Genomic DNA, 25,527 nt, shown 5'->3' with positions numbered 1-25,527 from the left:
GGATCTCCTGCGGCGGAACGGCTCGGTAAAAGGATGCGTGGATGCACTCAGGCGGCCCCAGGCTCAGTCGAGCGCAGTGGGGGCCACAGAGTAGCAGAAAGCGCGGGCAGGCGAGACTCACCGGGACTGTCGGAGGGATACCGCCACTTTCCTGACTAAATCACTCGGGATTGTCTTGGAGGCCGCTTTTTTCTACCATGGTGACCATCCACGAGATCAGAGCCCCCTAGCGTCACGACATCTCGTTTCACCACTTCTCAAGCAGAGTTCGCAGCGACATGAGCCAACCGATTCAGATCACCGAAAGCGGACAGGAGTACCTGGCCGAACTGCTGGCCAAGCAGAACGTCGAGGGCATTGCGGTGCGGGTGTTCATCACCCAGCCAGGCACTCCCTATGCCGAGACCTGCCTGGCCTACTGCCGTCCGGGCGAAGAAGAGCCCAGTGACGAGCGCCTCACGCTGGAGAAGTTCGACGTCTTTCTGGACAAGAACAGCGTGCCGTTCCTGGAAGAGGCCGTGGTCGACTTCAACCCGGACCGCATGGGCGGGCAGCTGACGATCAAGGCGCCCAACGCCAAGATGCCCAAGGTCAACGCCGACAGCCCCTTGGAAGATCGTGTCAATTACATCCTTTACAGCGAGATCAACCCTGGGCTCGCCGCGCATGGTGGCGAAATCCGCCTGATCCAGCTCACCGACGAGCAGGTCGCCGTGCTGCAGTTCGGCGGCGGCTGCCAGGGATGTGCCGCAGTCGACCTGACGCTGAAAGAGGGTGTGGAGCGCACCCTGATGGAGCGTATCCCCGAACTCGCCGGCATCCGTGACGTCACCGATCACACCGACACCACCAACGCCTACTACTGATCGTAGGCGCCGGTGGTTGCCACCGGCCCGACTGCCCGTCTCGAAAAGCGCTCGCCCGAGCGCTTTTTTCATGCTCGTTTCCCCCTTGGGCCCGCTCGTTTCCCCCTGGACCCAGCGGCGGCAGCGCTGGCTCCGCGATCCCGACCGCCTATGACCTGACAATCTGTCAATTACCTCGGCATAATCTAATATTGCCCCAGGGCGCGGCGCGCCTTCCGCTGGGCAAGAGACAGGTAGTCATCCCATAACAACAGCAACAGGCGAACATGCGATCAGGGTTAGTAGGTGGAGTGGGGGGCCGGACGCTGGCCGGCTGGCTGGCAGCGGCGGCCGTGTGGACGGTGTCGATGCCGGCGCAGGCCGTCGGGGCGATCACCATCGGTACCGGCGATACCTACGGCGTCTACTGGCCCGCGGGTCAGGAGATCTGCCACTTGTATGAGGCGGCGACCGGGCAACGGTGTCAGGCGCGCATCACCGGCGGCTCGCAGTACAACGCCACCGCGGTGCGCAATGGGGATCTGACGTTCGGTATCGTGCAGTCGGACATCCAATACGCCGCGCTGAACGGTAGCGGCCTCTTCTACGACAGCGCCCCTGCGCCGGATCTGCGTGCACTCTTCTCGCTGCAATCGGAAGCCTTTACCGTGGTGGCGACGGACCCCGGAATTCAGCGCTTCAGCGATCTGCGCGAGCGGCAAGTCAATGTCGGCAACCCGGGCTCCGGCCACCGGGTCACCCTGGATGCGCTGCTCGCGGCCCGGGGCCAATCCGAGAACGTCTTCGCCCTGGCCGGTGAGTTGCGCCCGGAAGACATGCTGCAGGTATTCTGTGCAGGGCGCCTCGACGCCTTTGTCTACGTGGTGGGGTTTCCGGTACAGGCGATCGAGGCTGCGACCCGCGACTGCCACGGCCATCTGGTCAACGTCGAGGGTGTGGGCGTGGACCGGTTGCTCGAGCGCCATCCCTACTACACCCGGGTCACGATTCCCGGTGGCACCTATGCGCACACCCCCGAGGATATCCACACCTTCGGCGTGCGTGCGACGCTGATGACGCGCGCGGACGTCGACGAGGAGACCGTTCACGCCCTGGTCGCGGCGGTATTCGCGCACCTCGAGGCGCTGCGGTCACGGCACCCCTCAATGGCGACACTCGACCCCGAGGAGATGAGCAGCGCGGGGTTGACCGCGCCACTGCATCAGGGGGCGCGGCGCTATTACGAGGAAGCCGGGCTGCCGCTTCCCGAACATGACGATCCGCGTTAGACCGTCAGTCGGGGGCGGGGTCGCGCAGGAGCGGCGCTCAGACAGCGGTCGGGGGCAGGGCGGCGCGGGAGAGGCGATCATGCAGCTCGCGGTTGGAGGCGCGCAGATTTTTCAGCTCGGTCTCCAGGCGCTGTTTCTCCTGCTGCAGCGTCTGCTGACGGTCGTCGCTCAGGCGGCGCTCGCTCTCGAGCTGCTCGGTGTGCGCCTTGTCGGCGCGCAGTGACTCCTGCAGCTGGGTGTACTGCCGGCGCTGCTCGGAGAGATCGATCTGCAGTCGCTCGCTGCGCTGATCCAGCGTCGACAAGCGCTGCTCATACTGCTTTTCCTGCTTGAGTCGTTCCTGGCGCGCCTCGTCGAGCAGGGTCATCAGTCGGCTCTCGGCAGCCTCGTGGCGCTTCTCTTCCTGGGCCAGCTTGGTCTGATGGGTCTGCTGCTGCTTGGCCAGCGCCTCGCGGTGCTGCCGTTCGGCCTGTTCCAGCGCCTGCTGATGGCGCTGGCAGGTCTGCTCCAGCTGGGTCAGGCGTTTCTGCTGCTGCTGCTGCTGCGCCTGTAGCGCCTGCAGCTCCGCCTGTAGATGCGCCGCTTCATTGGTCTTTTTCTCGAGCCGCTCCTGGGCGTTGAGCATGTGCTCGTTGAGCGCTGCGAGTCGCTGTTCGGCATCCTCGCACTGGCGCTGCGCGGCCTGGCTGGCCTCGTTGGCGTCGAGAATCTGTTCGTCGGCCTGCTGACGATAGACCGCAAGCTTTTCGTAGGCCGCCTGCTGCGCCTTGTCCCAGATGTCGGCGACCCAGCCCTCGAGCAGCTCCGGGCGCTCTTGGGTGCGAGGAATGCTGCTGACGGCGCTGGTGTCCTGGCGCAGGCGCCATTCGCGCAGGTGGTCGCTGATGGTGGTGTAGCTGCCGGTGCCGAGGAAATCGCGGATCTTCTGCACGCTGACCGTTTCACCGCGGTGTTTCAAGGTCTCGATCGCGCGACAGACGTCGTCGTAGCGGATGCCGTTACGAGCCATGTGGTGCTCCCTGTACTCTGATAACTTCGTATCTTGTTCACTACTCGGAAGCGCTTCTGCGGCGCTTTCCTTCGTTCTGCCGTCGAGTCGGTGTAGGGAACCCTGACGGCCTCGCTGACAGCATAGGCCATTTACGTAAAAACGATACGTAAAATCGATTCGTCATGGGCATGCCACCGGTGTGGCTGGGGTAGGCCGCCAAGAGCCTCTATAATGGCGCGATCGCCAACCAAGGAGAGCCCATGAGCATCGCACAGGCCCAGGCCGAACTGCTCGACGAATTCTCGATGTTCGACAACTGGATGGATCGCTATCAGTACATCATCGACATGGGGCGTCAGTTGCCACCGTTCCCGGAAGCGGAGCGTACCCCGGCGCACAAGATAGAAGGGTGTCAGTCCAACGTGTGGATGACAGCGACACCGGAAGCAGGGCGGTTACGTTTTCGCGCCACCTCGGATGCGGCCATCGTCAGCGGGCTGATCGCGATTCTGCTGCGCATTTACGACGCGCGGGAGCCGCAGGAGATTCTCGACAGCCAGCCGACCTTCCTCGCCGAACTGGGGCTCGACAAGCACCTGTCGCCCACGCGCAGCAACGGGCTGCACGCCATGCTGGAGCGCATCCACGCCACCGCACGTGACGCTCAGGCCGCCTGAACCGCCGCGCCACGACATCGCCTGCACTAGTCAGCGCGCGTCGCGGTCTTTGTCGTGTTCGGAGGTGGCCGTGGCGTCAGCTGTTCTCTGGCAACTGCCGTCGCGTGTGCCATCGTGGGTGTCGTGGACAGGGGTGTCGTGGATAGCGCCGTCGCGGGACGTCTCGCGAGCCGCGCAGCCGCAGCGATGCTGCGGCTCGGGCACCGGGTCGACGCCACCCGGGTGCAGCGGATGGCACTTGCTCAACCGCTTGAGCGTCAGCCAGCCGCCACGCCACGGCCCGTGCAGCTTGATCGCCTCCAGCGCATAGCTGGAACAGGTCGGCCAAAAGCGGCAGCGGGGGCCGAGCAGGGGGCTGATCAGGTAACGATACCCCTGGATCATCCCGGTCATGAGTGTCGTGGCGAGGCGGCGCAGCATCGGATCAGCGCGGCGTGCCGTAGAGCTCCTCGGGCGCGATCAGCGGTTCGCGATCGACCTCGCCGGTCTCTTCGGAAAGACGAATGTAGAAGCAGTCGCGGCGCCCGGTGTGGCAGGCAGGGCCGGTCTGTTCGACCTTGAGCAGCAGGGTGTCGCCATCACAGTCGAGGCGCGCCTCGATCAGACGCTGGCGTTGACCCGAAGTCTCGCCCTTGCGCCAGAAGGTCTGGCGTGAACGTGACCAGTAACAGACCTGGCCGGTCTGCAGCGTTTCGCGCAGGGCAGCGGCGTTCATCCAGGCCATCATCAGCACTTCGCCGCTATCGTGCTGCTGCGCGATCGCCGGCATCAGACCGTCGGCGTTCCAGCGGGCATTCTCGATGAGCTCGGCCAGCGACACTTGCGTGCCGGCCGCAGCGTTCTCCAGATCGTGAAACAGGCGTGACATGGTGTCTCTCGTTGGCTGGGGAAAATAGGCTCTCGCCGGGTAGGTTCCGAGGGTTCTTCAGGCGCGCTCAGGCGCTATCGCGACAGGTGTCGCAAGTACCCAGTAGCTCGATGGTCTGGCGCTGGATGGTGAAGCCGCGTTCACGCGCCGTACTCGCCAGTAATTCGCCAACGGCTTCCTGATGCAGCTCCTCGACACGGCCGCAGTGACGACAGATCAATAGCTGGAAACGATGCACGTGCTCCGGGCACGGGCAGGCAATATAGGCGTTGAGCGATTCGATGCGGTGCACCAGACCCTGCTCGATGAGAAAGTCGAGCGCACGATAGACCGTTGGCGGACGCGCTGCGGCATGTTCGTCGGAGAGCCGGTCGAGTAGATCGTAAGCCTTGAGCCCACCGGGTGTGGTGGAGATCAGTTCGAGCACGCGGCGCCGGATCGGTGTGAAGCGCACACCGCGTTCCTGGCACTGTTGGTCTGCCTGTCTGAGCAGGGCATCCGAGTCGATCATCGACAATCCCGAGCCGTTGTTCAAAGAATTGGCCATTCTACGCGCTCACCGTAAGCAGAGCCACCGGACGACTGGCCGGGAACCGAGCGGCCACGCACGCGTGGCAAAGGTAAAGAAAGGAAGAAGGCTGGCTAGCGGGCTGCCTCGAGATACGCTGACGAGTGAAGGAGACAGGCCAGACAAGCGGCTGGCATATCGACTCGGGTCAGCCCAGGCTGTCTTGCATCGGTTCGCCGCGCATCATATTTAACATAATATATATTATGCGAACTCAAGGAGAGTGGGGATGGGCCGGTCGTTGGTCAGCCTGTCATCGTGTCATCCGGATCCGCCGTCCATGCGTCCATACCTTCTGTTCGGCCGCCCCGGGCTATCTGATCTGACTCGATTCAGAAAGACAGTCACGGGCAAGCCGCCAGTGGCACGCTTCCGTCAGCCAGTCCGAGATGCTTGTCGATGTGCTTTCTCTTCGGATGTGCTGGCTGGATTGTGCCTCGGCACCGCAGGTCGCACCGAACCCCGGTCTGGCATGCGCTCCCGGGTATCGGCATGATGGGCGCCGTCGTTTTCGGTAGCGGACTCGCGTGACCATCACGTCGAAGGCGCTATGCCTTCAGAGCGCACGCTGCAAGCCGATGAACTAGTCTGGATGGCGTCGTAACACGATCGCCAAGCGCCCGCGCGACGACCAACGTCAAAGGGTGCGACAGGCAGTGCGACAAATCGCCACACACGCGGCACTTTGCTGCCGCCGGCCTGCTGGGCAAGGTTTTTTTAGGTACAATGTCGTCCGCGAAATCCCTACTTCGTTGGCGACTTGTCGAGGCCGATCGCAACGGCGGTCCTCGTCATTCGAGTTGTCAGCCCTGGCGAGCGGCGTATGATGCAGGCCGCTAGCCGATGTTGCAGGGCCAAAAGCTTTCCTCCACTGGGGTCGTGAGATGAGAAAAAGGAACTCCCTCAAGTATTTGAGTGTGATGACGTGGCTGACCGTGCCACTGCTGTTGAGCGGTTGCGGTTCGGCACTGATGGACCCTAGCGGTCCTATCGGTCAGGGGCTCAAGTCGCTGATCATCACCGCTTTCGGTTTGATGCTGATCGTGGTCATTCCGGTCATCGTGATGACCATCCTGTTCGCCTGGAAGTATCGCGGCACCAACCTGGCGGCCAAGTACACGCCGAACTGGGAGCACTCCAACGTCATCGAGCTGTTCGTATGGGCCATCCCATGCGTCATCATCCTCTTCCTGGGGATTCTCACCTGGCAGACGTCGCACACTTACGATCCGCACAAGCCGATCGCCAGTGAAGATGAAACCATGACCATCGACGCGATCTCGCTCGACTGGAAATGGCTGTTCATCTATCCCGAGCAGGGCATCGCCACGGTCAACGAGCTGGCCATGCCGGTCAACACGCCTGTGCATTTCCGGGTTACCTCGGGCACGGTGATGAATTCGTTCATGATTCCCAACCTTGGCAGCCAGATCTATGCCATGGCCGGGATGAACAACGACGTCTATCTCGAAGGCAGTGAGATCGGCACCTTCCGTGGTCGTTCGACCCACTACAGCGGCGAAGGTTTCTCGGAAATGCTGTTCGACGCCCATGTGACGTCGCAAGCCGATTTCCAGGCCTGGGTCGACAAGGTCAAGCAGTCGCCCAAGACGATGATGTTCCCGGCCGACTACGACAAGCTGGCACAGCCGAGCATCGGTGCGCCGGTGCAGTATTTCTCGCAGGTTTCGCCCGACTTCTACGGCGACCTGATCAGAAGCTACAAGTCTGGTCACGGTGGTCCGCAGAGTCATGGCGAGCACAACCAAGCACAGGAGCCTTCAATGCCCATGAGTGCGCAGGCAGCGGAGTAACGTCATGTTCGGAAAACTCAGCTTAGATTCGATTCCCTACCATGAGCCGATCATCATGGTCACGGCGACGGTCATCGGAATCGTCGGCGCCCTGGTTGTCGGGCTCATTACCTACTATCGCAAGTGGGGCTATCTGTGGCGCGACTGGATCACTTCCATCGACCACAAGAAGATCGGGATCATGTATTTCCTGGTCGCCCTGGTAATGCTGGTCCGCGGCTTTGCCGACGCGATCATGATGCGTACCCAGCAGGCCATAGCGGCTGGTGGCGCCGAGGGGTACCTACCGCCCCACCACTACGATCAGATCTTCACCGCTCACGGTGTGATCATGATCTTCTTCGTCGCCATGCCCATGGTCATCGGTCTGATGAACCTGGTGGTGCCGCTGCAGATCGGTGCTCGCGACGTTGCCTTCCCGTTCATGAACAACGTCAGCTTCTGGCTCTTCGCTGCCGGCGTCATTCTGGTCAACGTCTCGCTGGTCATCGGTGAATTCGCCAAGACCGGCTGGCTGGCCTACGCGCCGCTATCGGAGTTGAAGTACAGTCCCGATGTCGGGGTCGACTACTGGATATGGTCACTGCAGATATCGGGTATCGGGACGACCCTGACCGGCATCAACTTCTTCGTGACCATCCTGAAGATGCGCACCAAGGGCATGTCGCTGTTCCGCATGCCGATCTTCACCTGGACGGCACTGTGCACCAACGTCCTGATCATCCTGTCGTTCCCGATCCTGACCGCGACCATCGCCCTGCTCACGCTGGATCGCTACCTGGGGATGCACTTCTTCACCAACGACATGGGCGGCAGCCAGATGATGTACGTCAACCTCATCTGGGCCTGGGGCCACCCTGAGGTGTACATCCTGATCCTGCCGGCGTTCGGTGTCTTCTCCGAGGTCATCTCGACCTTCACCAAGAAGCGTCTGTTCGGCTACAAGACCATGGTCTGGGCCACGGTGGCGATCACCTTCCTGTCGTTCATCGTCTGGCTGCACCACTTCTTCACCATGGGTGCCGGTGCCAACGTCAACGCCTTCTTCGGCATCACGACGATGATCATCGCGATACCCACGGGCGTGAAGATCTTCAACTGGCTGTTCACCATGTACCGCGGCCGTCTCGAGTTCACCGCTCCGGTGCTGTGGACCATCGGTTTCATCATCACCTTTACCCTGGGTGGTATGACCGGCGTCATGCTGGCGGTACCGGGTGCCAACTTCGTGCTGCACAACAGCCTGTTCGTCATTGCCCACTTCCATAACGTCATCATCGGCGGCGTGGTCTTCGGCATGATGGCCGGCTTCACCTACTGGTTCCCGAAAGCGTTCGGTTTCACCCTGAGCGAAAAATGGGGCAAGCGCTCCTTCTGGTGCTGGCTGGTCGGCTTCTACCTGGCCTTCATGCCGCTCTACGCGCTGAGCTTCTTCGGTGCCATGCGTCGCATGCAGTCCTACGAGCAGACCGAGTGGCAGCCGCTGATGATCGTCGCCTGGTTCGGCGCCGTGGTCATCGCCATGGGTATTGCCTGCATCGTGATCCAGCTGGTGGTAAGTATTCGCGACCGCGAGAAGAACCGCGACGTGACTGGCGATCCGTGGGATGCCCGTACCCTGGAGTGGTCCACTTCTTCGCCGCCCCCGAACTACAACTTCGCCCATCTGCCGACGGTGCACTCCATCGACAGCTACTGGGAGATGAAGCAACAGCCGGGTGGCTTCAAGCGTGAGCTGTCGACCCACTTCGAAGACGTGCACATGCCCAAGAACACCAACGAAGGTCCGATCCTGGGGCTGTTCAGCCTGATCTTCGGCTTCGCTCTGGTGTGGCACATCTGGTGGCTGGTCGCGGTTGGCGCCATCGGGATGTTCGTGACCTTCATGGTGCGTATCCACAACGATGACGTGGACTACCACATCCCCGCTGCCGAGGTCGAAAAGACCGAGCGTGAATACCACAAACGGTTGGAGATGCAGGCGTAACCATGGCAACCGATACCCTGACTAACCACGACGCTCATGCCCACGACGGGCATGAGCACCACGACGCCGGCGCGATGAAGGTGTTCGGCTTCTGGATCTACCTGATGAGCGACCTGGTGATCTTCGGATCCCTGTTCGCCACCTTCGGGGTCCTGGGTACCGCCACCGCCGGCGGCCCGACCTCTCAGGAGATCTTCGAACTGCCCTTCGTGCTGGTCGAGACGTTCCTGCTGCTGGTGAGTAGTTTCACCTTCGGTCTCGCCGTGCTGGCGCAGAACGCCGGTGATCGCGGCGCCGTGCTCAAGTGGCTGGCCGTGACCTTCCTGCTCGGCTTCGGCTTTGTCGCGATGGAAGTGTACGAATTCCATCACCTCATCGCCCAGGGCCATGGTCCGGATCGCAGCGCCTTCCTGTCGGCCTTCTTCACGCTGGTCGGCACCCACGGCCTGCACGTGACCTTCGGCCTGATCTGGATCGCGACCATGTTCATCCAGATCTCGCGTCGTGGTCTCGACAGCGTCACCAAGCCGCGCATGCTGTGCCTGAGCCTGTTCTGGCACTTCCTGGACATCGTCTGGATCTGCGTCTTCTCCTTCGTCTACCTGTTTGGAGCCATGTAACCATGAGCGATATTCATACCTCTCATGACGGCGCCAGCCATGGCAGCTACAAGTCGTACTTCATTGGTCTGATCATCTCGATCGTGCTGACGCTGATCGCGTTCGGTGTGGTCATGACCGGTGGCTTCAGCGTGCCGGTGATGATGGTGACCGTAGTGGTCACCGCCATCGCACAGGTGCTGGTGCAGCTGGTCCTATTCATGCACCTGAATACCAAGGCCGAAGGCGGCTGGAACTTCATCGCCATCGTCTTCACGGTCGGTATTCTGGGGCTGATCATTGGTGGTTCCCTATGGATCATGCACAACATCCACGTCAACATGATGCTGAACTAAGCACGCAAATGGCCCTCAAGCCCTATTTGCTGCTGACCAAGCCCGGCATCATCTTCGGCAATCTCGTGACAGTCATCGGCGGCTATTTCTTGGCCGCCGGTGGCCGTTTCGACCCCCTGCTGTTCTTTGCTGCGGTGATCGGCACTTCGCTGGTCGTGGCCTCCGGCTGCGTCTTCAACAACGTGATCGATCGGGATATCGACCGGCACATGGCGCGCACAAAGTCGCGCGCCATGGTCACCGGACAGGTTTCGATTCCGGTCGCGCTGGTGCTGGGCTGCATTCTCGGAGCGCTCGGTTTCGGCCTGCTGGCGTGGCAGACCACGCCGCTGGCCACCGGCTTCGCTGCCTTCGGGTTCGCGATCTACGTCGGTGCCTACAGCCTCTACCTGAAGCGCAATTCGGTCTACGGCACGCTGATCGGCAGCCTCTCCGGGGCCTCGCCGCCGGTGATCGGCTACTGTGCCGTGAGCGGTCAGTTCGACTTGGGCGCCCTGCTGCTGCTGATCATCTTCAGCATCTGGCAGATGCCCCACTCCTACGCGATCGCGATTTTCCGCTTCAACGATTATGCCTCGGCGTCGATTCCGGTGCTGCCGGTCAAGTGTGGTATCGGTGTGGCCAAACGGCATATCGTGATCTACACGGCGCTGTTCGTGGTGGCGTCTGTAATGCTGAGCGTGGCCGGCTATACGGGTTGGATCTATGCCATCGTGGCCACGGCAGTGGGCCTCTACTGGCTGTGGATCACCCTGCGTGGCTATCGCGCAAAGGACGATCAGGCCTGGGCCCGCAAGGTGTTCGGGTTCTCGATCATGGTGGTCACCGCGCTGAGCGTGATGATGTCGGTCGACAGCCGCCTGCCAATGGCGGAGTCGATCGTGTCGCTGGCACTGGGATGACCTTTGCCGCCAGTGACACGGCGTGACGTCACTGGCAGCAGCCATGAAGACATCCAGAGTGGCATCCATAAAAAGACGGGCAGCNNGCTGCCCGTCTTTTTTTCTTGCTTACGGCTTTTATCGTACGGCTGTCTTTCATGCTGCGTACTGTCGCGCGGCCCCCGTGCCTGCCACTATCACATCAGTCTCGGCCCCGAGGGGTGACGAAGCCACAGTGACAGCATAGGGAGGCGCGCAGATCATGCTTCCGGCGGTGCGTAGGAGCCATCTTCGCGGTGCACTTCGCGCCCCGTCAGCGCCGGCAGGAAGACACAAGCGACGGTCATGCCCTTCTCCTTGCCGCGCAGCCAATGCTCGTCGTGCTGATCGAGCAGATACATATCGCCAGCCTTGATGGTGTGAATCTTGCCATCGGCGATGGTCTCGACTTCCCCTTCGCCCTCGTAGCAGAACACCGCCTCGATATGGTTCTTGTAGTGGATATGGGTTTCCGTGCCCGGGTGGATACGGGTGATGTTGAACGAGAAACCGCAGTTGTCGTCGGCCAGCATCAGGCGAGTGCTGTCCCAGTTGCCGTTCTCGGCTTCGACGAAACGCTCGGTCTTCCGGCACTCTTCCAGGTTACGTACGATCATCGATTCTGCTCCTTGAGAGGATAAACGCCAGGGCTGTCACAGTCAGGGCCAAAACGCCCTTGCTATCTGCTTCGCTGAACGTTCTTGCTGATTACCGGGAGCGCTCATGTCGACCGCCCCCGGGCGAAGTCATGGACCTCAGGCCAGCGCTTCTTCCACGCTGCGCTCGAGGATATCGAGACCTTCGAGCAGGTCTTCGTCGCTGATCACCAGCGGGCAGAGGCATTTGATCACCTGGCCATCCTGGCCGGCGGTCTCGATGATCAGGCCGTTCTCGAAAGCCTTGGCAGTGATCTTGTCGGCGATCTCGCCCTTGCGCACGTCGATGCCGCGCATCAGACCACGGCCGCGCTCGCTGGCTTCATGGCCGCGCTCGGTCAGCCAGGCAGCGATCTTGGTGAAGCGCTCTTCGACGATACGGCCCTTGCGCTGAACGTCACGCTCCAGCTTGTCATCACTCCAGAAGTGCTTGAAGGCGGCGGCAGCGGTGACGAAGGCCATGTTGAAGCCGCGGAAGGTGCCGTTGTACTGGCCCGGTTTCCACTTGTCCAACTCGGGGCGCATCAGCACATGGGCGAACGGCAGACCATAGGCGGAGAGCGACTTGGAGTTGGTCACGATGTCCGGCACGATACCGGCGTGCTCGAAGCTGAAGAACTTGCCGGTACGCCCGCATCCAGCCTGGATGTCATCGACGATCAGCAGGATATCGTGGGCCCGGCAGATGCTCTCCAGACGCTTCAGCCAGTCGAGGCCGGCGGGGTTGATGCCGCCCTCGCCCTGCACGGTCTCGATGATGACACCCGCGGGCAGGTCGAGGCCGCCGGATTTGTCACCCAGCAGCTTCTCGAAGTAGTCGAGGGTGTCATTGCCTTCGCCGAGATAGCCGTCGAACGGCATGAAGCTCGCGCCCTGGGTGGGGATGCCACCGGTGGCTTCACGGAACTTGCGATTACCAGTGGTCGCCAACGCCCCCATGGTCACGCCGTGGAAGCCATTGGTGAAGGTGACGATGTTATGGCGGCCCTTGGCGACACGCGCAAGACGGATCGCCGCTTCGACGGCGTTGGTACCGGTCGGCCCCGGCAGATGCACCTTGTAGTCGAGTCCGCGCGGCTTGAGGATCACCTTTTCCAGCGTCTCCAGGTAATCGCGCTTGGCCTGGGACCACATGTCGAGCCCATGGGTGATGCCGTCACTGGTGATGTAGTCGACCAGCGCTTCCTGCAGCTTGGGGTGGTTGTGGCCGTAGTTGAGGGTGCCGGCACCGGCGAGAAAGTCGATGTATTCGCGCCCGGCCTCATCGGTCAGACGCGCGCCCTTGGCCGTGGTGAAGACGGTCGGGAAAGAGCGCGAATAAGTCCGTACCTCGGACTCCATACGTTCGAGAATCTGGGTCTGCATGCAACCTCCCTGGTTGATGGATGTGTCAATGATGGAGTTTGAAGATGGCCCGGCAGCGTCGTGTCACCAGCTGCCGGCGCCGAAAGTCAGATGTGCTGCGGGTCGAACGGGCCGATGCGGACGAGATTTTCCGGGTCGTGTTCGCCGCCGAGCTGATCGGTGGAGAAGTATTCGCGACTGATCAGTGGCGCCTGCCAGCGATCCGCCAGCCGTTTGAACAGCCCCCAGGACGCCTGGTTGTCCGGGGTGATGGTGGTCTCGAGATGGTTGACGCCTGCCAGCTCAGGGCGGCTCAGTACCGCCTCCACCAAGCGGCGTGCCAGTCCCGTACCACGCGCCTTCTCGCCCACCGCGACTTGCCATAGAAAGTAGATGTCGGGCGCCGCGGCTTTGACGTAGCCGGAGACGAAGCCGACGATCTCGCCCTCCTCGGTGGTCGCCACGGCGCAGCTGTCACGGAACTGCGTGGCCAGCAGCAGATAGGCGTAGCCGGAGTTCACATCGAGCGGCGGGCACGCCTTGACCAGCTCGTAGATGCCCCAGCCGTCCTCCGTGGTCGGCTTGCGGATGAACAGCGGCATGTCGGGCTTACCGACCACCGCGTCTGCCACCGTAGGTCTTGCCAGATCCGCCGAAGGGGTGAATGCCGGGTTGGGATTGGTCATCTTGTCCATCGCTATGACTAATGTCTTAACAGGATAACAAGGTGTTGCGCCTGCTTCAAACGGCAGGTTATCCACCTATCCGATTTCAATAAACAATGGTTATGCCATATTCGCGAGCGCCGTCACGACAGCGCCTGTCGCGGCTCTCAGTCTAGACCAGCACGGAAAAAACGCGCGCCGCAGGATCGAGGAGCGCTGCTGAAGTATCCGGCGGGAGACTACCCGCCAACGCAAACGGCCACCCGAAGGTGGCCGTCGAGGGACGCTGTGCACAGGCTCAGCGGCGGGTGACGCTACGCATGGTGACAAACTCTTCCGCCGCGGTCGGATGAATGCCCACGGTGGCGTCGAAGTCACTTTTGGTCAGCCGTGCGCGGACGGCAATGGCCAGCCCCTGGATGATCTCGCCGGCCTCCTCGCCGACCATGTGGGCGCCTACCACGCGATCGCTCTCGTCATCGACGATCAGCTTCATCAGGCAGCGCTCGTCACTGCCGGAAAGGGTGTGCTTCATCGGCCGGAAGTCGGCGCTGTAGACACGGATCGCCGAATAGCGCGCGCGGGCTTCCTCTTCGGAGAGTCCGACGGTCCCGATATTGGGGTGACAGAAGACCGCGGTGGCAATGTCGTCGTAGTCGAGCGCCCCCGGCGTGCTGCCATCCGAGTGGTCGACGAAGTGGTGCGCCACCAGATGCATCGCCTCCGCCAACGCCACGGGCGTCAGCTCCGGGCCGCCGGTGACGTCGCCAATGGCCAGGATCGAGGGTACCGAGGTCTCGAAACGCTCATTGACCTTGAGCGTGCCGTCGTCGTTCAGCACGACGCCGAGGGCATCGAGACCCAGCCCTTCCAGGTGCGGGCGGCGGCCGGTGGCCGACAGTACCGCATCGACCTCGAGCTGCTCGCCATTGGTCAGGGTCACTTCCAGACCGCTGTCGACCTGGCGTATCCGCTCGATATTGGCCTCGAAGTGAAGGTTGACGCCCTTCTTGGCCATCTCGTCGCGGGTGAATTGACGCACCTCCTGGTCGAATCCGCGCAGGAACAGGTCACCCCGGTAGACCAGATGGGTATCGGCCCCGAGGCCGTTGAAGATACTGGCGAACTCCACCGCAATATAGCCGCCGCCCAGGACCAGGAAGCGCTCGGGGAAGCGCTCGAGATCGAACACCTGATTGGAGCTGATGGCGAGATCGCTACCTTCGAACGGCGGAATCCAGGGCCAGCCGCCCACCGCCACCAGGATCTTCTCGGCACTGATACGTTCGCCGCCGATCTCCAGGGTGTGGGCGTCCACGACCTTGGCGCGGCCGTTGATCAGGGTCACGCCGGCGTTGTCGAGCAGACGCCCATAGATTCCGTTGAGGCGCGAGATCTCCGCCACCTTGTTGTCGCGCAAGGTGGCCCAGTCGAAGCTGGGTGCCTGCGGCAGGGTCCAGCCGAAGCCGGCGCTATCCTCGAAGGCGTCATGGAAGTGCGCGGCGTAGGAGTAGAGCTTCTTCGGCACGCAGCCGACGTTGACACAGGTACCGCCGAGGTAGCGATCTTCGGCCACCCCGACCCGTGCTCCGTTTGCCGCCGCGGTTCTCGCGGCACGCACGCCGCCGGAACCGGCGCCGATGACGAACAGGTCGTAATCGTAACTCGCCACTGTTTGACTCCTTGGAAAATGTTGCCGCGATCATACCAGCCCAGTTCGGGGGGCGGGAAAGACCTTCCCTATCAGCGTTATATACCCAGCCAATGCGCCCCGCTCACGAGCCCGGTCGCCACGACGCAACACGGGCCGCTCTCCCGCATAGCCGGCTCACGGACTCTTTCCCCGGGCGCCTCACCAGGCTGGTCTCTAGAGATCGCCACAAGCCTCTCTCCGGGTGTCCCCATACCCACCTCCCCAGGCATCTCACTACGCATCCTGGGCGTAATAGCCTAGAATTCTCCCCTTCGCGCGGCGTCCAGCGTCCGTCTCTCTTCAGGTTTTCAGGTGACCTCCATGAGCATCGACACGCTCCTCAAGCAGAACCGTCAGTGGGCGGACAGCATTCAGCAGCAGGACCCGGGGTTCTTCACGCGTCTTTCCCAGCAGCAGAATCCCGACTATCTGTGGATCGGCTGCTCCGATAGCCGCGTACCCGCCAACCAGATCGTCGATCTGCCGCCGGGCGAGGTCTTCGTCCACCGCAACGTCGCCAATCTGATCTATCACAACGACATGAACTCGCTCTCAGTGGTGCAGTTCGCGGTCGACGTGCTCAAGGTCAAGCACATCATGGTGGTCGGCCACTATGGCTGCGGCGGGGTCAAGGCCTCGATCACCGGCGGCGAGCACGGTATCGTCGACTACTGGCTGCACAGCGTCAGCGAGCTCTACCAGCAGCACCGCAGCGAGCTCGAAGCGCTGCCGCTGGACGAGCAGGTCGACCGCATGTGCGAGCACAACGTTCGCCTGCAGGTCGCCAATTTGTGCCGTACCAAGATCATCCAGCGCGCCTGGCGGCGCGAGCAGCCGCTATCGGTGCACGGCTGGGTCTACGGCCTCAAGGATGGCCGCGTCAACGATCTCGGTTGCACCGTGTCACGCGCCGACCAGACCGGCACCATCCGCATCATGCCCGGGGCCTGCTGAGCGCCGCGCGACTCGACGTCTTGTGGCCCGCCGCCGGGCGCCCCCCCCGGCGGTGATCGATGTCGGCCAGCGATGACAGCGACCGGACTGGCGCGTCCCGCATGGCTCGAACCGGCATCCCTGGATTGCCCCCACGTCGCCGATCGATAACAACAGACAAACACTTCGACGAGGCACGCATGCGCGACAGCAACCGGTTCAAGTTCCGGCTGGCCGCTCTTTCCGCGGCGCGACCGCGACTCCTGAGCCTGCTCCTGCTCTGCGTCAGCGCGCTCCCCCTGACGGCCCGGGCCGACGATGTCACCCTCAACGTCGCCTACGACACCCTGCCGGTCTCCCTGGATATCCATGAGCAGCTCTCGGTGGGCGTGCTCAGGCTGGCTCACCTGGCGTTCGACCCCCTGGTACGCTGGGACCGCCACCTGGGGCTCGAGCCGCGTCTTGCCACCGCCTGGGAGCGCGTGAACGACACCACCCTGCGCCTGCATCTGCGCCGTGGCGTGCACTTCCACAGCGGCAATCTGTTTACTGCCCGCGACGTCGCCTGGACCGTGGCGCGGCTCAAGCGTAGCCCCGACTTCAAGGCGATCTTCGCCCCCATCGTCGGCGTCACGGTGGTCGACGATACCACCGTGGACCTGCATACCCGACGCCCCTTCCCGCTGCTGCTCAACCTGGCGACCTACATCTTCCCCCTGGATAGCCGCTTCTACAGCGGCCAGCTCCCCGCCGAAGCCGGCGATCGCCAGGGCCAGGACAAGGCGGCGATCGCCAAGGGCGGCAATACCTTCGCCTCGCGCCATCTCTCGGGTACCGGGCCGTTCGAGATCACCCGCTTCCAACCCGGTGCACGGATCGAGCTGACCCGCTTCCCCGACTATTGGGACCACACCTCGCCAGGCAACGTCGATCACCTCTCCGAGGTGGCGATCGGCGAGAGTGCGACCCGAGTGGCCGCCCTGCTGGCCGGCGACGTCGACTTCATCGCGCCGGTGCCAACCACCGCCCTGACCCGCCTCGAACACAACCCGGGGATCGATCTGGTCACCATGCCCGGGGTGCGCATCACCCTGCTGCAGCTGAATCAGCGCCGGGTACCGGCCTTCCGCGATCGTCGCGTGCGCCTGGCAATGAACTACGCCGTTGACCAGCGGGCGATCGCCAAGCACCTGCTCGAAGGGTTCGTCACCCCGGCGGCGCAGATGTCACCCGAAGGGTATGCCGGGCACGACGACCAGCTCACCCCGCGCTACGACCTGGCCAAGGCCCGGCGGCTGATGCGCGAGGCCGGTTATGCCGACGGTTTCGAGGTCACCCTGATGGCGCCCAACAACCGCTACGTCAACGACGCCCAGACCGCGCAGGTGGCGCTGGCCGTGGCGGCGATGCTGGCCAAGATCCATATCCGGGTCGAGTTCAAGACGCTGCCGAAGAATCAGTACTGGACGGAGTACGATCGCCGCGCTGCCGATATCATGATGATGGGGTGGTACTCGGATACCGGCGACTCGGCCAACTTCTTCGAATATCTTACCTTCTGCCCCGACAGTCGCAGCGGCACCGGCCAGTACAACGCCAGCGAGTACTGCAACCCGGAGCTCGACTCACTGATCGCGCTGGCCAACAGCGAGACCGACATGCGTCGGCGTACCAGCATGCTGCGACAAGCCGAGGCGATGGTTTACGCCGACGCTCCGTTCATTCCGCTCTACTGGCAGAACCTGGCCTGGGCGGCGTCCGATCGGGTCGCCATCGAACCGGTACTCAACGTGATGAACATGCCCTACCTGGGCGACGTGGTGGTGACACCCCGCGCCGGGGAGACCCACAGCCGCTGATCGTGCGCTGTGGAGAGGAGATGCTGGATGTCGATTACGCGCTTTCTGTTCAAGCGCTTGCTGCAGGCCCTGGGCGTGCTGCTGGCGATCAGCCTGATCGCTTTCGTGCTACGCGACGCCCTGCCCGGCGCGGACGGGGCCAGCAGTGGCGCCGCCTGGGGTGGCTATCCGCAGTTTCTGGGCGAGTTGTTGCGACTGGATTTCGGTACCTCGAGCTTTTTCCATCGCCCGGCGCTCGAGGTCGTGCTCGGCTATCTGCCGGCGACCCTGGAGTTGGTGCTGGCCGGCAGCGTCCTCACCGCCCTACTTGCCCTACCCTTGGGGGTCTACAGCGCGATCAAGCCACACGCGCCGGGATCGCGTCTGATCCTGCGCCTGGCCGCCCTGGGCGTTTCGCTACCGGTGTTCCTGACGGCCATCCTGCTGATCCAGGTGTTCTCGCTGGGCCCGTCCAGCGCTGCATCCGGGGCCACGGCGAGCTGGCTGGCCGGCCTCGGCGGCATGCCCGCCTATGGCCGCGGCAATCCGGTACCGGTGTGGGGCGACTGGGCGACCAACTTCGCCTCGTGGCAGGGGCTCGCCTATCTCACCCTGCCGGCGCTATCGCTGACCGCGGGCATGCTGCCGCTGTTCGTGCGCCTGATCCACACCGAGATGCGCCGCGTGCTGGCGAGCGACTATATCCGCTTCGCCCGCGCCCGTGGGCTGTCACCGCTGCGCATCTACGCCTGGCACGCGCTCAAGAATGCGCTGCTGCCGGTGGTGACCCTGGGCGGCATCCAGCTGGGCTCGCTGATGGCCTACACCCTGCTGGTCGAGAGCGTGTTCCAGTGGCCCGGCGTGGGGCTGATGTTCCTCGATGCGGTAGAGCGCGGCGACCGCCCGCTGATCGTGACCTATCTGCTGGTGGCCGGGGTGCTGTTTCTGCTGATCAATACCCTGGTCGATCTCTGCTGCCGGCTGCTCGATCCTCGGGTCGTGGCGCCGGGAGGTATCCAGTGAATCCCGCTCCCACCCCGGCGTCGCGTGGCCCGCTGGCGAGCGCCCTCGGCCACCTGGCGCGGCGTCGCCGACTCTGGCTGTACCTGGGGATGCTCCTGCTCCTGGCGGGCGCAGCGCTGATGGCACCCTGGCTCGCGCCCAGCGATCCCTACGATCTGGCCCAGGTCGAGCTGCGCGACTCCCTGCGCCCGCCGTGGTGGCTCGCCGACAGCCTGCCCGGCCACCCGTTGGGTACCGATGTCCAGGGGCGCGACCTGCTCTCGCTGATGCTCTACGGCGCACGGGTGTCGCTGGCGATCGGCTTCGGTGCGGTGCTGCTGCAGCTGCTGCTGGGCGTGACCCTCGGGCTGCTCGCGGGCTATCGCGGCGGGCGCCTCGATGCCCTGCTGATGCGCTGGGCAGACGTCCAACTGGCGTTTTCCACCCTGATGATGGCGATCGTGATCAGCGCCGTGGTCAAGGCGGCTTTCGGCGGGGCTTTCTACGGCCACTACGGCATCTGGCTGCTGATCCTGATCATCGGCCTCAGCGAGTGGCCGCTCTATGCGCGCACGGTGCGCGCCAGCGTGATGGCGGAAAAGCGCAAGGAGTACATCGAGGCGGCGCGGGTGCTGGGCTTCTCCGCGCCGCGGGTCGTGCTGCGCCATCTGCTGCCCAATACCCTGCCGGCGCTGCTGGTGATCTCGGGGGCCCAGATCGGCCAGGCGATCATGGCCGAGGCAGCGCTCTCCTTCCTGGGCCTGGGCATGCCCGAGACCCAGCCATCGCTGGGGTCGCTGATCAAATCCGGGTTCGACTACCTGCAGTCCGGGGCCTGGTGGATCACCCTGCTGCCCGGGGCCTACTTGGTGCTCACCGTGCTGGCAGTCAATCTGCTGGGTGACGCCTGGCGAGAGCGGCTCGACACCCGCCACGCTCCCGTCTCACCCACCGCGAAGGGAGGATAGCGCGTCATGGCACTCCTGGAAGTCGAGGATCTCAGCGTGCGCTTCACCCTGCCCGGGGCGACGCTGGAGGCGGTGGCCGGGGTGAGTTTCCGGCTCGGGCGCGGCGAATGCCTGGGCATCGTCGGCGAATCCGGCGCCGGCAAGTCGGTACTCGGTTTCAGTCTGGTCAATCTGCTGGCGCCACCGGGGCACATCGCCAGCGGCCGCATCCGGCTCGAGGGGCGCGAACTGACTGCGCTCTCCGAACGACGCTGGCGCGGCATCCGCGGCAGGCGTATGGCGATGGTGTTCCAGGACCCGCGCGCGACCCTCAATCCCGTGCTCACCGTGGGCCAGCAGATGCGCGAGACCCTGCGCGCCCATCGACGTCTCTCCCGACGTCTAGCGCGCAAGATGGTGCTGCACCAGCTGCATCAGGTGGGTCTCGACGAGCCGGAGCGCCAGCTCGAGCGCTATCCGCATCAGCTCTCCGGCGGCCAGTGCCAGCGTGTGGTGATCGCCATGGCACTGCTGCTGGACCCGGACGTCATCATCGCCGACGAGCCCACCACCGCGCTGGACGTCACCACCCAGGCGGAACTCGTCGCCCTGCTCATCGCCCTGTGCCGGACCCACGACCTGAGCCTGATCGTGATCTCCCACGACCTCGCGGTGATCCAGCAACTGACCCAGCGCGTGCTGGTGATGTATGCCGGCCGGGTGGTCGAGAGCGGACCGACGCGTGAAGTGATCAACGACCCCCAGCATCCCTACACTCAGGCGCTGATCGATGCCCTGCCGCAGATGTATCCGCCGCGGGCGCCGCTGCGTCCGGTCCCCGGCAGCCCACCCGCGCCCGGCGTACGCCCCACCGGCTGTGCCTTTCATCCGCGCTGCCGCTACCGTGTTGCCGCGGATGACGATCTGCGGCGGCGTTGTGAGGGCGATCCACCCGCGCTCATCCCCAGCAGCGGGAGCGAGGTCGCCTGCCACTGGGTGGCGCAATTGATCGACCACGAGATGATCCACTCCGCACAGGTGCACGATGAACCGCTCGACTGATGCACCTCCCACGCCGGCGCTCGGCGCCCTCGGCCAGCCCGCCGATGTGGCGACGCCACTGCTCGAGGTGCGCGACCTGAGCCACCGCTATCGCCTGCCGCGGCGCGGGTTCGGCCGGCACCGACATGCCCAGACCCAGGCTCTGGACGCGGTCAGCCTGACGCTCTGGCGCGGCGACGCGCTCTGTGTGGTGGGCGAGTCGGGCAGCGGCAAATCGACCCTGGCACGCCTGATCATGGGCCTGCTGGATCCCGATGCCGGCGAGGTGGTTTACGCAGGTACGCGTATCGATCACCTCCCCGCCCGCCAACGCCAACGCTACCGCCGGCGCATGCAGATGATCTTTCAGGACCCCTACGCCTCGCTCAATCCGCGCCTGCGGGTCGCCCAGGCCCTGGCCGAGCCGATCCGCGTGCACTTCCCGAACGGGTCGCGGCAGCAGGTGCACGAACGGGTCGACACCCTGTTGGCCGACGTCGGACTCGACCGCGCCTGGGGCGAACGCTACCCCCACGAGCTCTCCGGCGGGCAGCGCCAGCGGGTCGCCATCGCTCGGGCACTGAGCGTCTCACCGGAGCTGATCGTCGCCGACGAGCCGCTGTCGGCGCTGGATCTCTCGGTTCAGGCTCAGGTGCTCAATCTGCTCGTCGACACCCAGCTCGCCCGCCGGCTGACCTATCTGTTCATCAGCCATGACCTCGCCGTGGTCGAGTACCTGGCAACCCATGTCGCCGTACTCTACCGCGGCACGCTGTGCGAGACCGGGCCGGCGGCGCAGATTTTCGCCGCTGCCCGCCACCCCTACACCCGGGCGCTGCTGGCGGCGCGGCCGCGTTTCGACGATGCTGGCGCCGGGCGTATCGCCAGCAGCGCCGCCACGCCCACCGGCATGCCGGCCACCCCGGGCTGCGTCTATCGCCAGCACTGCCCCCTGGCCATGCCGCGCTGTGCGCGTGAGCCGCCACGCCTGCAGACACTCGGCAACGGGCATGCGGTCGCCTGCCATGCCGTCGACGAGCGCGCCGTCGACACGTACACGCGCCAGGGATCATGACTGCGTCACGTTCTTGAATTCGATTCATCACAGAGAGCCGCATGGAACTACGTTGGCTGGAAGACTTCATCGTCTTGGCCGAAACCCGCCACTTCTCCCGGGCTGCCGAACAGCAGAACGTGACGCAGCCGACCTTCTCGCGCCGCATCAAGCTGCTCGAGGAGGCGATGGACGCGACCCTGGTCAACCGCCAGACGATGCCGCTGAGCCTGACCCCCGCGGGTGAAGAGTTCCTGACGCTATGCAAGCAGATCACCGAGCGGGTGAGAGTGACCCGCGAGCGCTTGCAACATCTGCATCACGACGCCACCCGGCGCCTCAGACTGGCAGCGCCGCAGAGCCTGCTCACCCACTTCGTCCCGGGGTGGCTCGAGCAGCACGCCCTACACCCCCAGATCGAACCCTACCTGCGTGCCACCAGTTGGCTGATCGGGGACTACGTCGAAGCGCTCGAGCGCGGCGAGGTGGATCTGGCGCTATGCTATTGGCCCGAGGGACGCATCGCCCTGGATCTGGAGCTGAGCGGCCTGCGCTATCTGACGCTGGGCGAGGAGCTGCTGGTGCCGGTGAGCGCCGCCAACGCCGACGGCACGCCTCGTTTTGCCCTGCCCGGCGACAAGCGCCGCCCGCTGCCGCATATCGCCTATCATGCCAGTGGATTGATCGCGGCGGCGCTCAGGGCACATTGGGATCGTTCGCGCCAGGAGGTCCATCTGAGCACCCTCAACGAGAGCGTACAGACCTCCAACATCCGCGAACTGGTGCTGCAGGGCTATGGCCTGGGCTGGCTGCCCTTTCGCACCGTGCGCCAGGCGCTGGCCCAGGGCGAACTGACCCGGGCCGGAGACCGCCGCTGGGACGTGCCGCTGTCGATCCGCCTCTATTTTCGTCATGACGGCCGCCATCCGGCACTCCATGACACACTGGCTCAACTTCAGGAAGGACTCGATGACCTCCACCGATCGCGATAGCGCCCACCGGGCTCACCTCGACCGCCTGCAGCAAGCCTACGCCGAGCTTCTCGAACGCAGCGGTTTCGATGCCGTACTGCTCTACAGCGGCCACGCCCGTCCTCACCATGGCGACGATCAGGAGAGTAGTTTCAGCGCTTTCGGCCATTTCGTGCACTGGACCGGTGCCCCGCACCAGCAGCATGATTGGCTGTGGATCGCCCCCGGCACCACGCCGCGCTGGTTCTACTACGCGCCGACCGATTTCTGGCACCTGCCGACACCCCCACCGCAGGGCGTGCGCGCCGAGTGTCTCGATCCGACGCCGCTCGCCCAGCCGACCACGGCAGCAGCGCTGATCGGCGCCCACCCCCGAGTGGCGGTGCTCGGCGATGTCCCAGCGGACGCCGTACCCGCCACCGCCACGCTCAATCCGCCCACTCTGCTGCACGCGCTCGACGAGCTGCGGCTCTACAAGGATGACTACGAGAGCGACTGCCTGCGCCTGGCCAATCGCTACGCCCTGGCCGGTCACGCCGCGGCCCGCGAAGCGTTTGCCGACGGTGCCAGCGAGCTGGATATCCAGCTCGCCTACCTGGCGGCCACGCGCCAGCGCGAGAGCGAGCTGGCCTACCAGAACATCGTCGGCATCAACGCCCACGCCGGTACCCTGCACTACCAGCACTACGCCACCACCGCTCCGGATACCTTGCGCTCACTGCTGGTGGATGCCGGGCACCGCCACGCCGGTTACTGCGCCGACATCACCCGCACCTGGGCGGCACTCGACGCCGATCCGCTGTTCGCGCCGCTGATCGAAGGGGTGACCGCATTTCAGCAGCGGTTGATCGCCGAGCTGGCACCGGGGGTCGATTTCGTCGCCCTGCACCAACGCATGCATCACTACCTGGGGGCGCTGCTGGCCGACACGGGTGTGCTGCGCATGAGCGCCGAAGCCGCGGTGACCAGCGGTCTGACGCGGGCCTTCTGCCCTCACGGGCTGGGCCACAGTCTCGGCGTGCAGGTACACGATGTCGGTGGCCGTCAGCACGACGCCAGCGGCGCCCCGCTGCCCCCGCCGACGGCCGATCCGGCCCTGCGCCTGACCCGCACGCTGGCACCCGGCATGGTGGTGACGATCGAGCCCGGGCTCTACATCATCCCGTTCCTGCTCGCGCCCTTCCGCGACGGTAGCGAGCGCCAGGCGGTCGACTGGGATCGGGTCGACCGGCTCGCCGACCACGGCGGCATCCGGATCGAGGACAACGTGTTGATCACCGCCGAGGGGCACGCCAACCTGACCTCGGCCCCGGCGAACGACGCGCGGTGATGGCGTCCGACAGGCAGCCGTGGGCGTTCGCCGCGGCGTTCGACCCGCCGGCCGCACTGCGCAACCGTCATCTGCAGACCCTGCTGCCGCGCCTGCTGCCCAAACGAGCGCTGGCCAGGCGTACCGAGGTGGTCAATCTCCCCGACGGCGATTTCGTCGAGCTGGCCTGGGCGGAGCCGGCCCCGCGGGACCCACAGGCGCCGATCTTTCTACTGTTCCACGGTCTGGAGGGATCGTTCGATTCGCCCTATGCACGCGAACTGCTGCACCAGGCAAGCACGCTCGGCTTTCGTCCGCTACTGATGCACTTTCGCGGCTGCGGGGCAGCCCCCAACCGCCTGCCCCGCGCCTATCACTCCGGCGATACCGCCGACGCCTACTGGCTCATCGGCCTGCTCGCCCAGCGCTATCCGCGCGCCGCCATGGTCGCCGCCGGGGTCTCGCTGGGCGCCAACATGCTGCTCAAGCTGATCGCCGAACAGGGCAGCGACGGCCTGCCGCTGCGCGGGGCCATCGCCATCAACGCCCCGCTCGATCTCGCCGCCTGCGCCGATGCCCTGGATCGTGGCGCCGCGCGGCTCTACCAGCGCTACCTGCTGGCCCAACTCAAGCGCAAGGTAGCGATGCGCATGGCCAGCGCCCCCTTCCCGCTGGCGCTGACACCCAAGCGGCTCGCCGCCCTGCACACCTTCTGGGACTACGACGACGCGGTGACCGCCCCGCTGCACGGCTTTACCTCGGCCAGCGACTACTATCGCCGCGCCTCGGCCGGCCCGCTGCTGGGCGAGATCGAACTCCCCACGCTGATCCTGCATGCCAGCGACGACCCTTTCATGCCCGGCGATCTGCTCGCGCGGATCGCCATGCCCTCGGCGAGCACACGTCTGGAGGTGGCGAGCCACGGCGGTCACGTAGGCTATGTCGAGCGGCGTGGTGGCCGCTTCAGTTCATGGCTATCGCATCGCGTGGGCCAACAACTGCTGGCGTGGATACCGGAGCGGGAAACGACGAGGAAGGCAGCGCCGCATTCGGCGCTGGAGGATCGTTGAGAGAGATGCGCTGAGGCCAGTACTGGCACACTGAGCGGGGCCGGTGGAACCGGCCCCGTGCCTCGTTGGGGCTTGATCTGGTGTGGGAGC

General features: G+C 64.4%; 25 protein-coding genes. 17 read left to right on the top strand and 8 right to left on the bottom strand.

The features are described from left to right. Positions 1 to 278 precede the first annotated feature (278 nt). Complete coding sequence (gene nfuA / locus DOM66_RS03200) at positions 279 to 866, top strand: Fe-S biogenesis protein NfuA (RefSeq protein WP_110677772.1); 588 nt, start codon at positions 279 to 281, stop codon at positions 864 to 866. Positions 867 to 1,132: 266 nt separating this feature from the next. Further along, positions 1,133 to 2,134 (top strand): TAXI family TRAP transporter solute-binding subunit, encoded by a 1,002-nt coding sequence (locus tag DOM66_RS03195; RefSeq protein WP_110689231.1) that lies wholly within the window; start codon positions 1,133 to 1,135, stop codon positions 2,132 to 2,134. A gap of 37 nt (positions 2,135 to 2,171) precedes the next feature. Here DOM66_RS03195 and DOM66_RS03190 read toward each other — a convergent pair whose 3' ends face one another. Beyond that, the gene (locus tag DOM66_RS03190; protein ID WP_110677776.1) at positions 2,172 to 3,143 is read right to left on the bottom strand and encodes a DNA-binding protein; all 972 of its coding nucleotides are present in this window, start codon (positions 3,141 to 3,143) and stop codon (positions 2,172 to 2,174) included. A gap of 242 nt (positions 3,144 to 3,385) precedes the next feature. Between DOM66_RS03190 and DOM66_RS03185 the strand changes: the two genes are divergently transcribed. Next, positions 3,386 to 3,802 carry a SufE family protein gene (locus tag DOM66_RS03185; RefSeq protein WP_110689230.1) on the top strand — a complete coding sequence of 139 codons (417 nt, stop codon included), beginning with the start codon at positions 3,386 to 3,388 and terminating at the stop codon, positions 3,800 to 3,802. A gap of 30 nt (positions 3,803 to 3,832) precedes the next feature. On the opposite strand, the gene yidD is transcribed toward DOM66_RS03185, so the two are convergent. The 3 genes from yidD to DOM66_RS03170 all read right to left on the bottom strand — a co-directional run bounded on the left by yidD (position 3,833) and on the right by DOM66_RS03170 (position 5,181). Next, positions 3,833 to 4,195, bottom strand: a complete 363-nt coding sequence (yidD, locus tag DOM66_RS20065) for a membrane protein insertion efficiency factor YidD (RefSeq protein ID WP_407071971.1) — start codon at positions 4,193 to 4,195, stop codon at positions 3,833 to 3,835. 31 nt (positions 4,196 to 4,226) lie between these two features. Beyond that, the gene (gene hisI, locus DOM66_RS03175; RefSeq protein WP_198651842.1) at positions 4,227 to 4,670 is read right to left on the bottom strand and encodes a phosphoribosyl-AMP cyclohydrolase; all 444 of its coding nucleotides are present in this window, start codon (positions 4,668 to 4,670) and stop codon (positions 4,227 to 4,229) included. Between the two features lie 67 nt (positions 4,671 to 4,737). Further along, complete coding sequence (locus DOM66_RS03170) at positions 4,738 to 5,181, bottom strand: transcriptional repressor (RefSeq protein ID WP_110677782.1); 444 nt, start codon at positions 5,179 to 5,181, stop codon at positions 4,738 to 4,740. Positions 5,182 to 6,158: 977 nt separating this feature from the next. On the opposite strand from DOM66_RS03170, the gene cyoA reads away from it, so the two are divergent. The 5 genes from cyoA to cyoE are packed head-to-tail and all read left to right on the top strand — an operon-like array spanning position 6,159 to position 10,896. Continuing rightward, entirely contained in the window at positions 6,159 to 7,052 is an 894-nt protein-coding gene (gene cyoA, locus DOM66_RS03165; RefSeq protein ID WP_232825286.1) for a ubiquinol oxidase subunit II, read from the top strand. A 4-nt stretch (positions 7,053 to 7,056) separates the two neighbouring features. Beyond that, complete coding sequence (gene cyoB / locus DOM66_RS03160) at positions 7,057 to 9,039, top strand: cytochrome o ubiquinol oxidase subunit I (RefSeq protein ID WP_110677786.1); 1,983 nt, start codon at positions 7,057 to 7,059, stop codon at positions 9,037 to 9,039. Between the two features lie 2 nt (positions 9,040 to 9,041). Beyond that, positions 9,042 to 9,659 (top strand): cytochrome o ubiquinol oxidase subunit III, encoded by a 618-nt coding sequence (gene cyoC, locus DOM66_RS03155; protein WP_106420190.1) that lies wholly within the window; start codon positions 9,042 to 9,044, stop codon positions 9,657 to 9,659. Positions 9,660 to 9,661: 2 nt separating this feature from the next. Next, positions 9,662 to 9,994 (top strand): cytochrome o ubiquinol oxidase subunit IV, encoded by a 333-nt coding sequence (gene cyoD, locus DOM66_RS03150; protein ID WP_110677788.1) that lies wholly within the window; start codon positions 9,662 to 9,664, stop codon positions 9,992 to 9,994. Positions 9,995 to 10,002: 8 nt separating this feature from the next. Beyond that, complete coding sequence (cyoE, locus tag DOM66_RS03145; RefSeq protein WP_110689228.1) at positions 10,003 to 10,896, top strand: heme o synthase; 894 nt, start codon at positions 10,003 to 10,005, stop codon at positions 10,894 to 10,896. Between the two features lie 239 nt (positions 10,897 to 11,135). Here cyoE and DOM66_RS03140 read toward each other — a convergent pair whose 3' ends face one another. From DOM66_RS03140 to gorA, 4 genes are all read right to left on the bottom strand, one after another. Next, positions 11,136 to 11,531, bottom strand: coding sequence for an ectoine synthase (locus DOM66_RS03140; RefSeq protein WP_035473384.1), 396 nt, complete (start codon positions 11,529 to 11,531; stop codon positions 11,136 to 11,138). 138 nt (positions 11,532 to 11,669) lie between these two features. After that, on the bottom strand, positions 11,670 to 12,935 hold the full coding sequence (gene ectB / locus DOM66_RS03135) for a diaminobutyrate--2-oxoglutarate transaminase (RefSeq protein WP_110689227.1): 1,266 nt from the start codon (positions 12,933 to 12,935) through the stop codon (positions 11,670 to 11,672). An 86-nt stretch (positions 12,936 to 13,021) separates the two neighbouring features. Then, the gene (gene ectA, locus DOM66_RS03130; protein WP_106420690.1) at positions 13,022 to 13,600 is read right to left on the bottom strand and encodes a diaminobutyrate acetyltransferase; all 579 of its coding nucleotides are present in this window, start codon (positions 13,598 to 13,600) and stop codon (positions 13,022 to 13,024) included. 277 nt (positions 13,601 to 13,877) lie between these two features. Then, positions 13,878 to 15,251, bottom strand: coding sequence for a glutathione-disulfide reductase (gene gorA, locus DOM66_RS03125; protein ID WP_110689226.1), 1,374 nt, complete (start codon positions 15,249 to 15,251; stop codon positions 13,878 to 13,880). Between the two features lie 342 nt (positions 15,252 to 15,593). Between gorA and can the strand changes: the two genes are divergently transcribed. The 9 genes from can (at position 15,594) to DOM66_RS03080 (ending at position 25,437) form a co-directional block, all read left to right on the top strand. Beyond that, a complete protein-coding gene (gene can / locus DOM66_RS03120) occupies positions 15,594 to 16,226 on the top strand; it encodes a carbonate dehydratase (RefSeq protein ID WP_110677797.1) in 633 nt (210 codons plus the stop codon). Between the two features lie 179 nt (positions 16,227 to 16,405). Further along, entirely contained in the window at positions 16,406 to 18,064 is a 1,659-nt protein-coding gene (locus DOM66_RS03115; RefSeq protein WP_110689225.1) for an ABC transporter substrate-binding protein, read from the top strand. Positions 18,065 to 18,091: 27 nt separating this feature from the next. Continuing rightward, positions 18,092 to 19,066 (top strand): ABC transporter permease, encoded by a 975-nt coding sequence (locus DOM66_RS03110; RefSeq protein ID WP_407071970.1) that lies wholly within the window; start codon positions 18,092 to 18,094, stop codon positions 19,064 to 19,066. 53 nt (positions 19,067 to 19,119) lie between these two features. Beyond that, positions 19,120 to 20,013, top strand: coding sequence for an ABC transporter permease (locus DOM66_RS03105; protein ID WP_232825293.1), 894 nt, complete (start codon positions 19,120 to 19,122; stop codon positions 20,011 to 20,013). A gap of 6 nt (positions 20,014 to 20,019) precedes the next feature. After that, complete coding sequence (locus DOM66_RS03100) at positions 20,020 to 21,054, top strand: ABC transporter ATP-binding protein (protein WP_110689224.1); 1,035 nt, start codon at positions 20,020 to 20,022, stop codon at positions 21,052 to 21,054. Continuing rightward, a complete protein-coding gene (locus tag DOM66_RS03095; protein WP_110689223.1) occupies positions 21,038 to 22,108 on the top strand; it encodes an oligopeptide/dipeptide ABC transporter ATP-binding protein in 1,071 nt (356 codons plus the stop codon). The genes DOM66_RS03100 and DOM66_RS03095 overlap by 17 nt, the downstream gene beginning before the upstream one ends. Positions 22,109 to 22,149: 41 nt before the next feature. Continuing rightward, a complete protein-coding gene (locus DOM66_RS03090; protein ID WP_110689222.1) occupies positions 22,150 to 23,079 on the top strand; it encodes a LysR family transcriptional regulator in 930 nt (309 codons plus the stop codon). Beyond that, positions 23,057 to 24,388 carry a Xaa-Pro dipeptidase gene (pepQ, locus tag DOM66_RS03085; protein ID WP_110689221.1) on the top strand — a complete coding sequence of 444 codons (1,332 nt, stop codon included), beginning with the start codon at positions 23,057 to 23,059 and terminating at the stop codon, positions 24,386 to 24,388. The genes DOM66_RS03090 and pepQ overlap by 23 nt, the downstream gene beginning before the upstream one ends. Then, positions 24,388 to 25,437 (top strand): hydrolase, encoded by a 1,050-nt coding sequence (locus DOM66_RS03080; protein ID WP_110689220.1) that lies wholly within the window; start codon positions 24,388 to 24,390, stop codon positions 25,435 to 25,437. Before pepQ ends, DOM66_RS03080 begins: the two co-directional genes overlap by 1 nt. Positions 25,438 to 25,527: the final 90 nt, after the last annotated feature.

It is taken from the genome of Salinicola endophyticus (assembly GCF_003206575.1).
Taxonomy (GTDB): Bacteria; Pseudomonadota; Gammaproteobacteria; order Pseudomonadales; family Halomonadaceae; genus Salinicola; species Salinicola endophyticus.
This window is presented reverse-complemented; position numbering and strand designations above follow the sequence as displayed.

Coding starts and splice junctions, on each gene's coding strand:
- nfuA (WP_110677772.1), top strand. CDS start 279: ATGAGCCAACCGATTCAGATCACCGAAAGCGGACAGGAGTACCTGGCC.
- DOM66_RS03195 (WP_110689231.1), top strand. CDS start 1,133: ATGCGATCAGGGTTAGTAGGTGGAGTGGGGGGCCGGACGCTGGCCGGC.
- DOM66_RS03190 (WP_110677776.1), bottom strand. CDS start 3,143: ATGGCTCGTAACGGCATCCGCTACGACGACGTCTGTCGCGCGATCGAG.
- DOM66_RS03185 (WP_110689230.1), top strand. CDS start 3,386: ATGAGCATCGCACAGGCCCAGGCCGAACTGCTCGACGAATTCTCGATG.
- yidD (WP_407071971.1), bottom strand. CDS start 4,195: ATGACCGGGATGATCCAGGGGTATCGTTACCTGATCAGCCCCCTGCTC.
- hisI (WP_198651842.1), bottom strand. CDS start 4,670: ATGTCACGCCTGTTTCACGATCTGGAGAACGCTGCGGCCGGCACGCAA.
- DOM66_RS03170 (WP_110677782.1), bottom strand. CDS start 5,181: ATGATCGACTCGGATGCCCTGCTCAGACAGGCAGACCAACAGTGCCAG.
- cyoA (WP_232825286.1), top strand. CDS start 6,159: ATGACGTGGCTGACCGTGCCACTGCTGTTGAGCGGTTGCGGTTCGGCA.
- cyoB (WP_110677786.1), top strand. CDS start 7,057: ATGTTCGGAAAACTCAGCTTAGATTCGATTCCCTACCATGAGCCGATC.
- cyoC (WP_106420190.1), top strand. CDS start 9,042: ATGGCAACCGATACCCTGACTAACCACGACGCTCATGCCCACGACGGG.
- cyoD (WP_110677788.1), top strand. CDS start 9,662: ATGAGCGATATTCATACCTCTCATGACGGCGCCAGCCATGGCAGCTAC.
- cyoE (WP_110689228.1), top strand. CDS start 10,003: ATGGCCCTCAAGCCCTATTTGCTGCTGACCAAGCCCGGCATCATCTTC.
- DOM66_RS03140 (WP_035473384.1), bottom strand. CDS start 11,531: ATGATCGTACGTAACCTGGAAGAGTGCCGGAAGACCGAGCGTTTCGTC.
- ectB (WP_110689227.1), bottom strand. CDS start 12,935: ATGCAGACCCAGATTCTCGAACGTATGGAGTCCGAGGTACGGACTTAT.
- ectA (WP_106420690.1), bottom strand. CDS start 13,600: ATGACCAATCCCAACCCGGCATTCACCCCTTCGGCGGATCTGGCAAGA.
- can (WP_110677797.1), top strand. CDS start 15,594: ATGAGCATCGACACGCTCCTCAAGCAGAACCGTCAGTGGGCGGACAGC.
- DOM66_RS03115 (WP_110689225.1), top strand. CDS start 16,406: ATGCGCGACAGCAACCGGTTCAAGTTCCGGCTGGCCGCTCTTTCCGCG.
- DOM66_RS03110 (WP_407071970.1), top strand. CDS start 18,092: ATGTCGATTACGCGCTTTCTGTTCAAGCGCTTGCTGCAGGCCCTGGGC.
- DOM66_RS03100 (WP_110689224.1), top strand. CDS start 20,020: ATGGCACTCCTGGAAGTCGAGGATCTCAGCGTGCGCTTCACCCTGCCC.
- DOM66_RS03095 (WP_110689223.1), top strand. CDS start 21,038: ATGAACCGCTCGACTGATGCACCTCCCACGCCGGCGCTCGGCGCCCTC.
- DOM66_RS03090 (WP_110689222.1), top strand. CDS start 22,150: ATGGAACTACGTTGGCTGGAAGACTTCATCGTCTTGGCCGAAACCCGC.
- pepQ (WP_110689221.1), top strand. CDS start 23,057: ATGACCTCCACCGATCGCGATAGCGCCCACCGGGCTCACCTCGACCGC.
- DOM66_RS03080 (WP_110689220.1), top strand. CDS start 24,388: ATGGCGTCCGACAGGCAGCCGTGGGCGTTCGCCGCGGCGTTCGACCCG.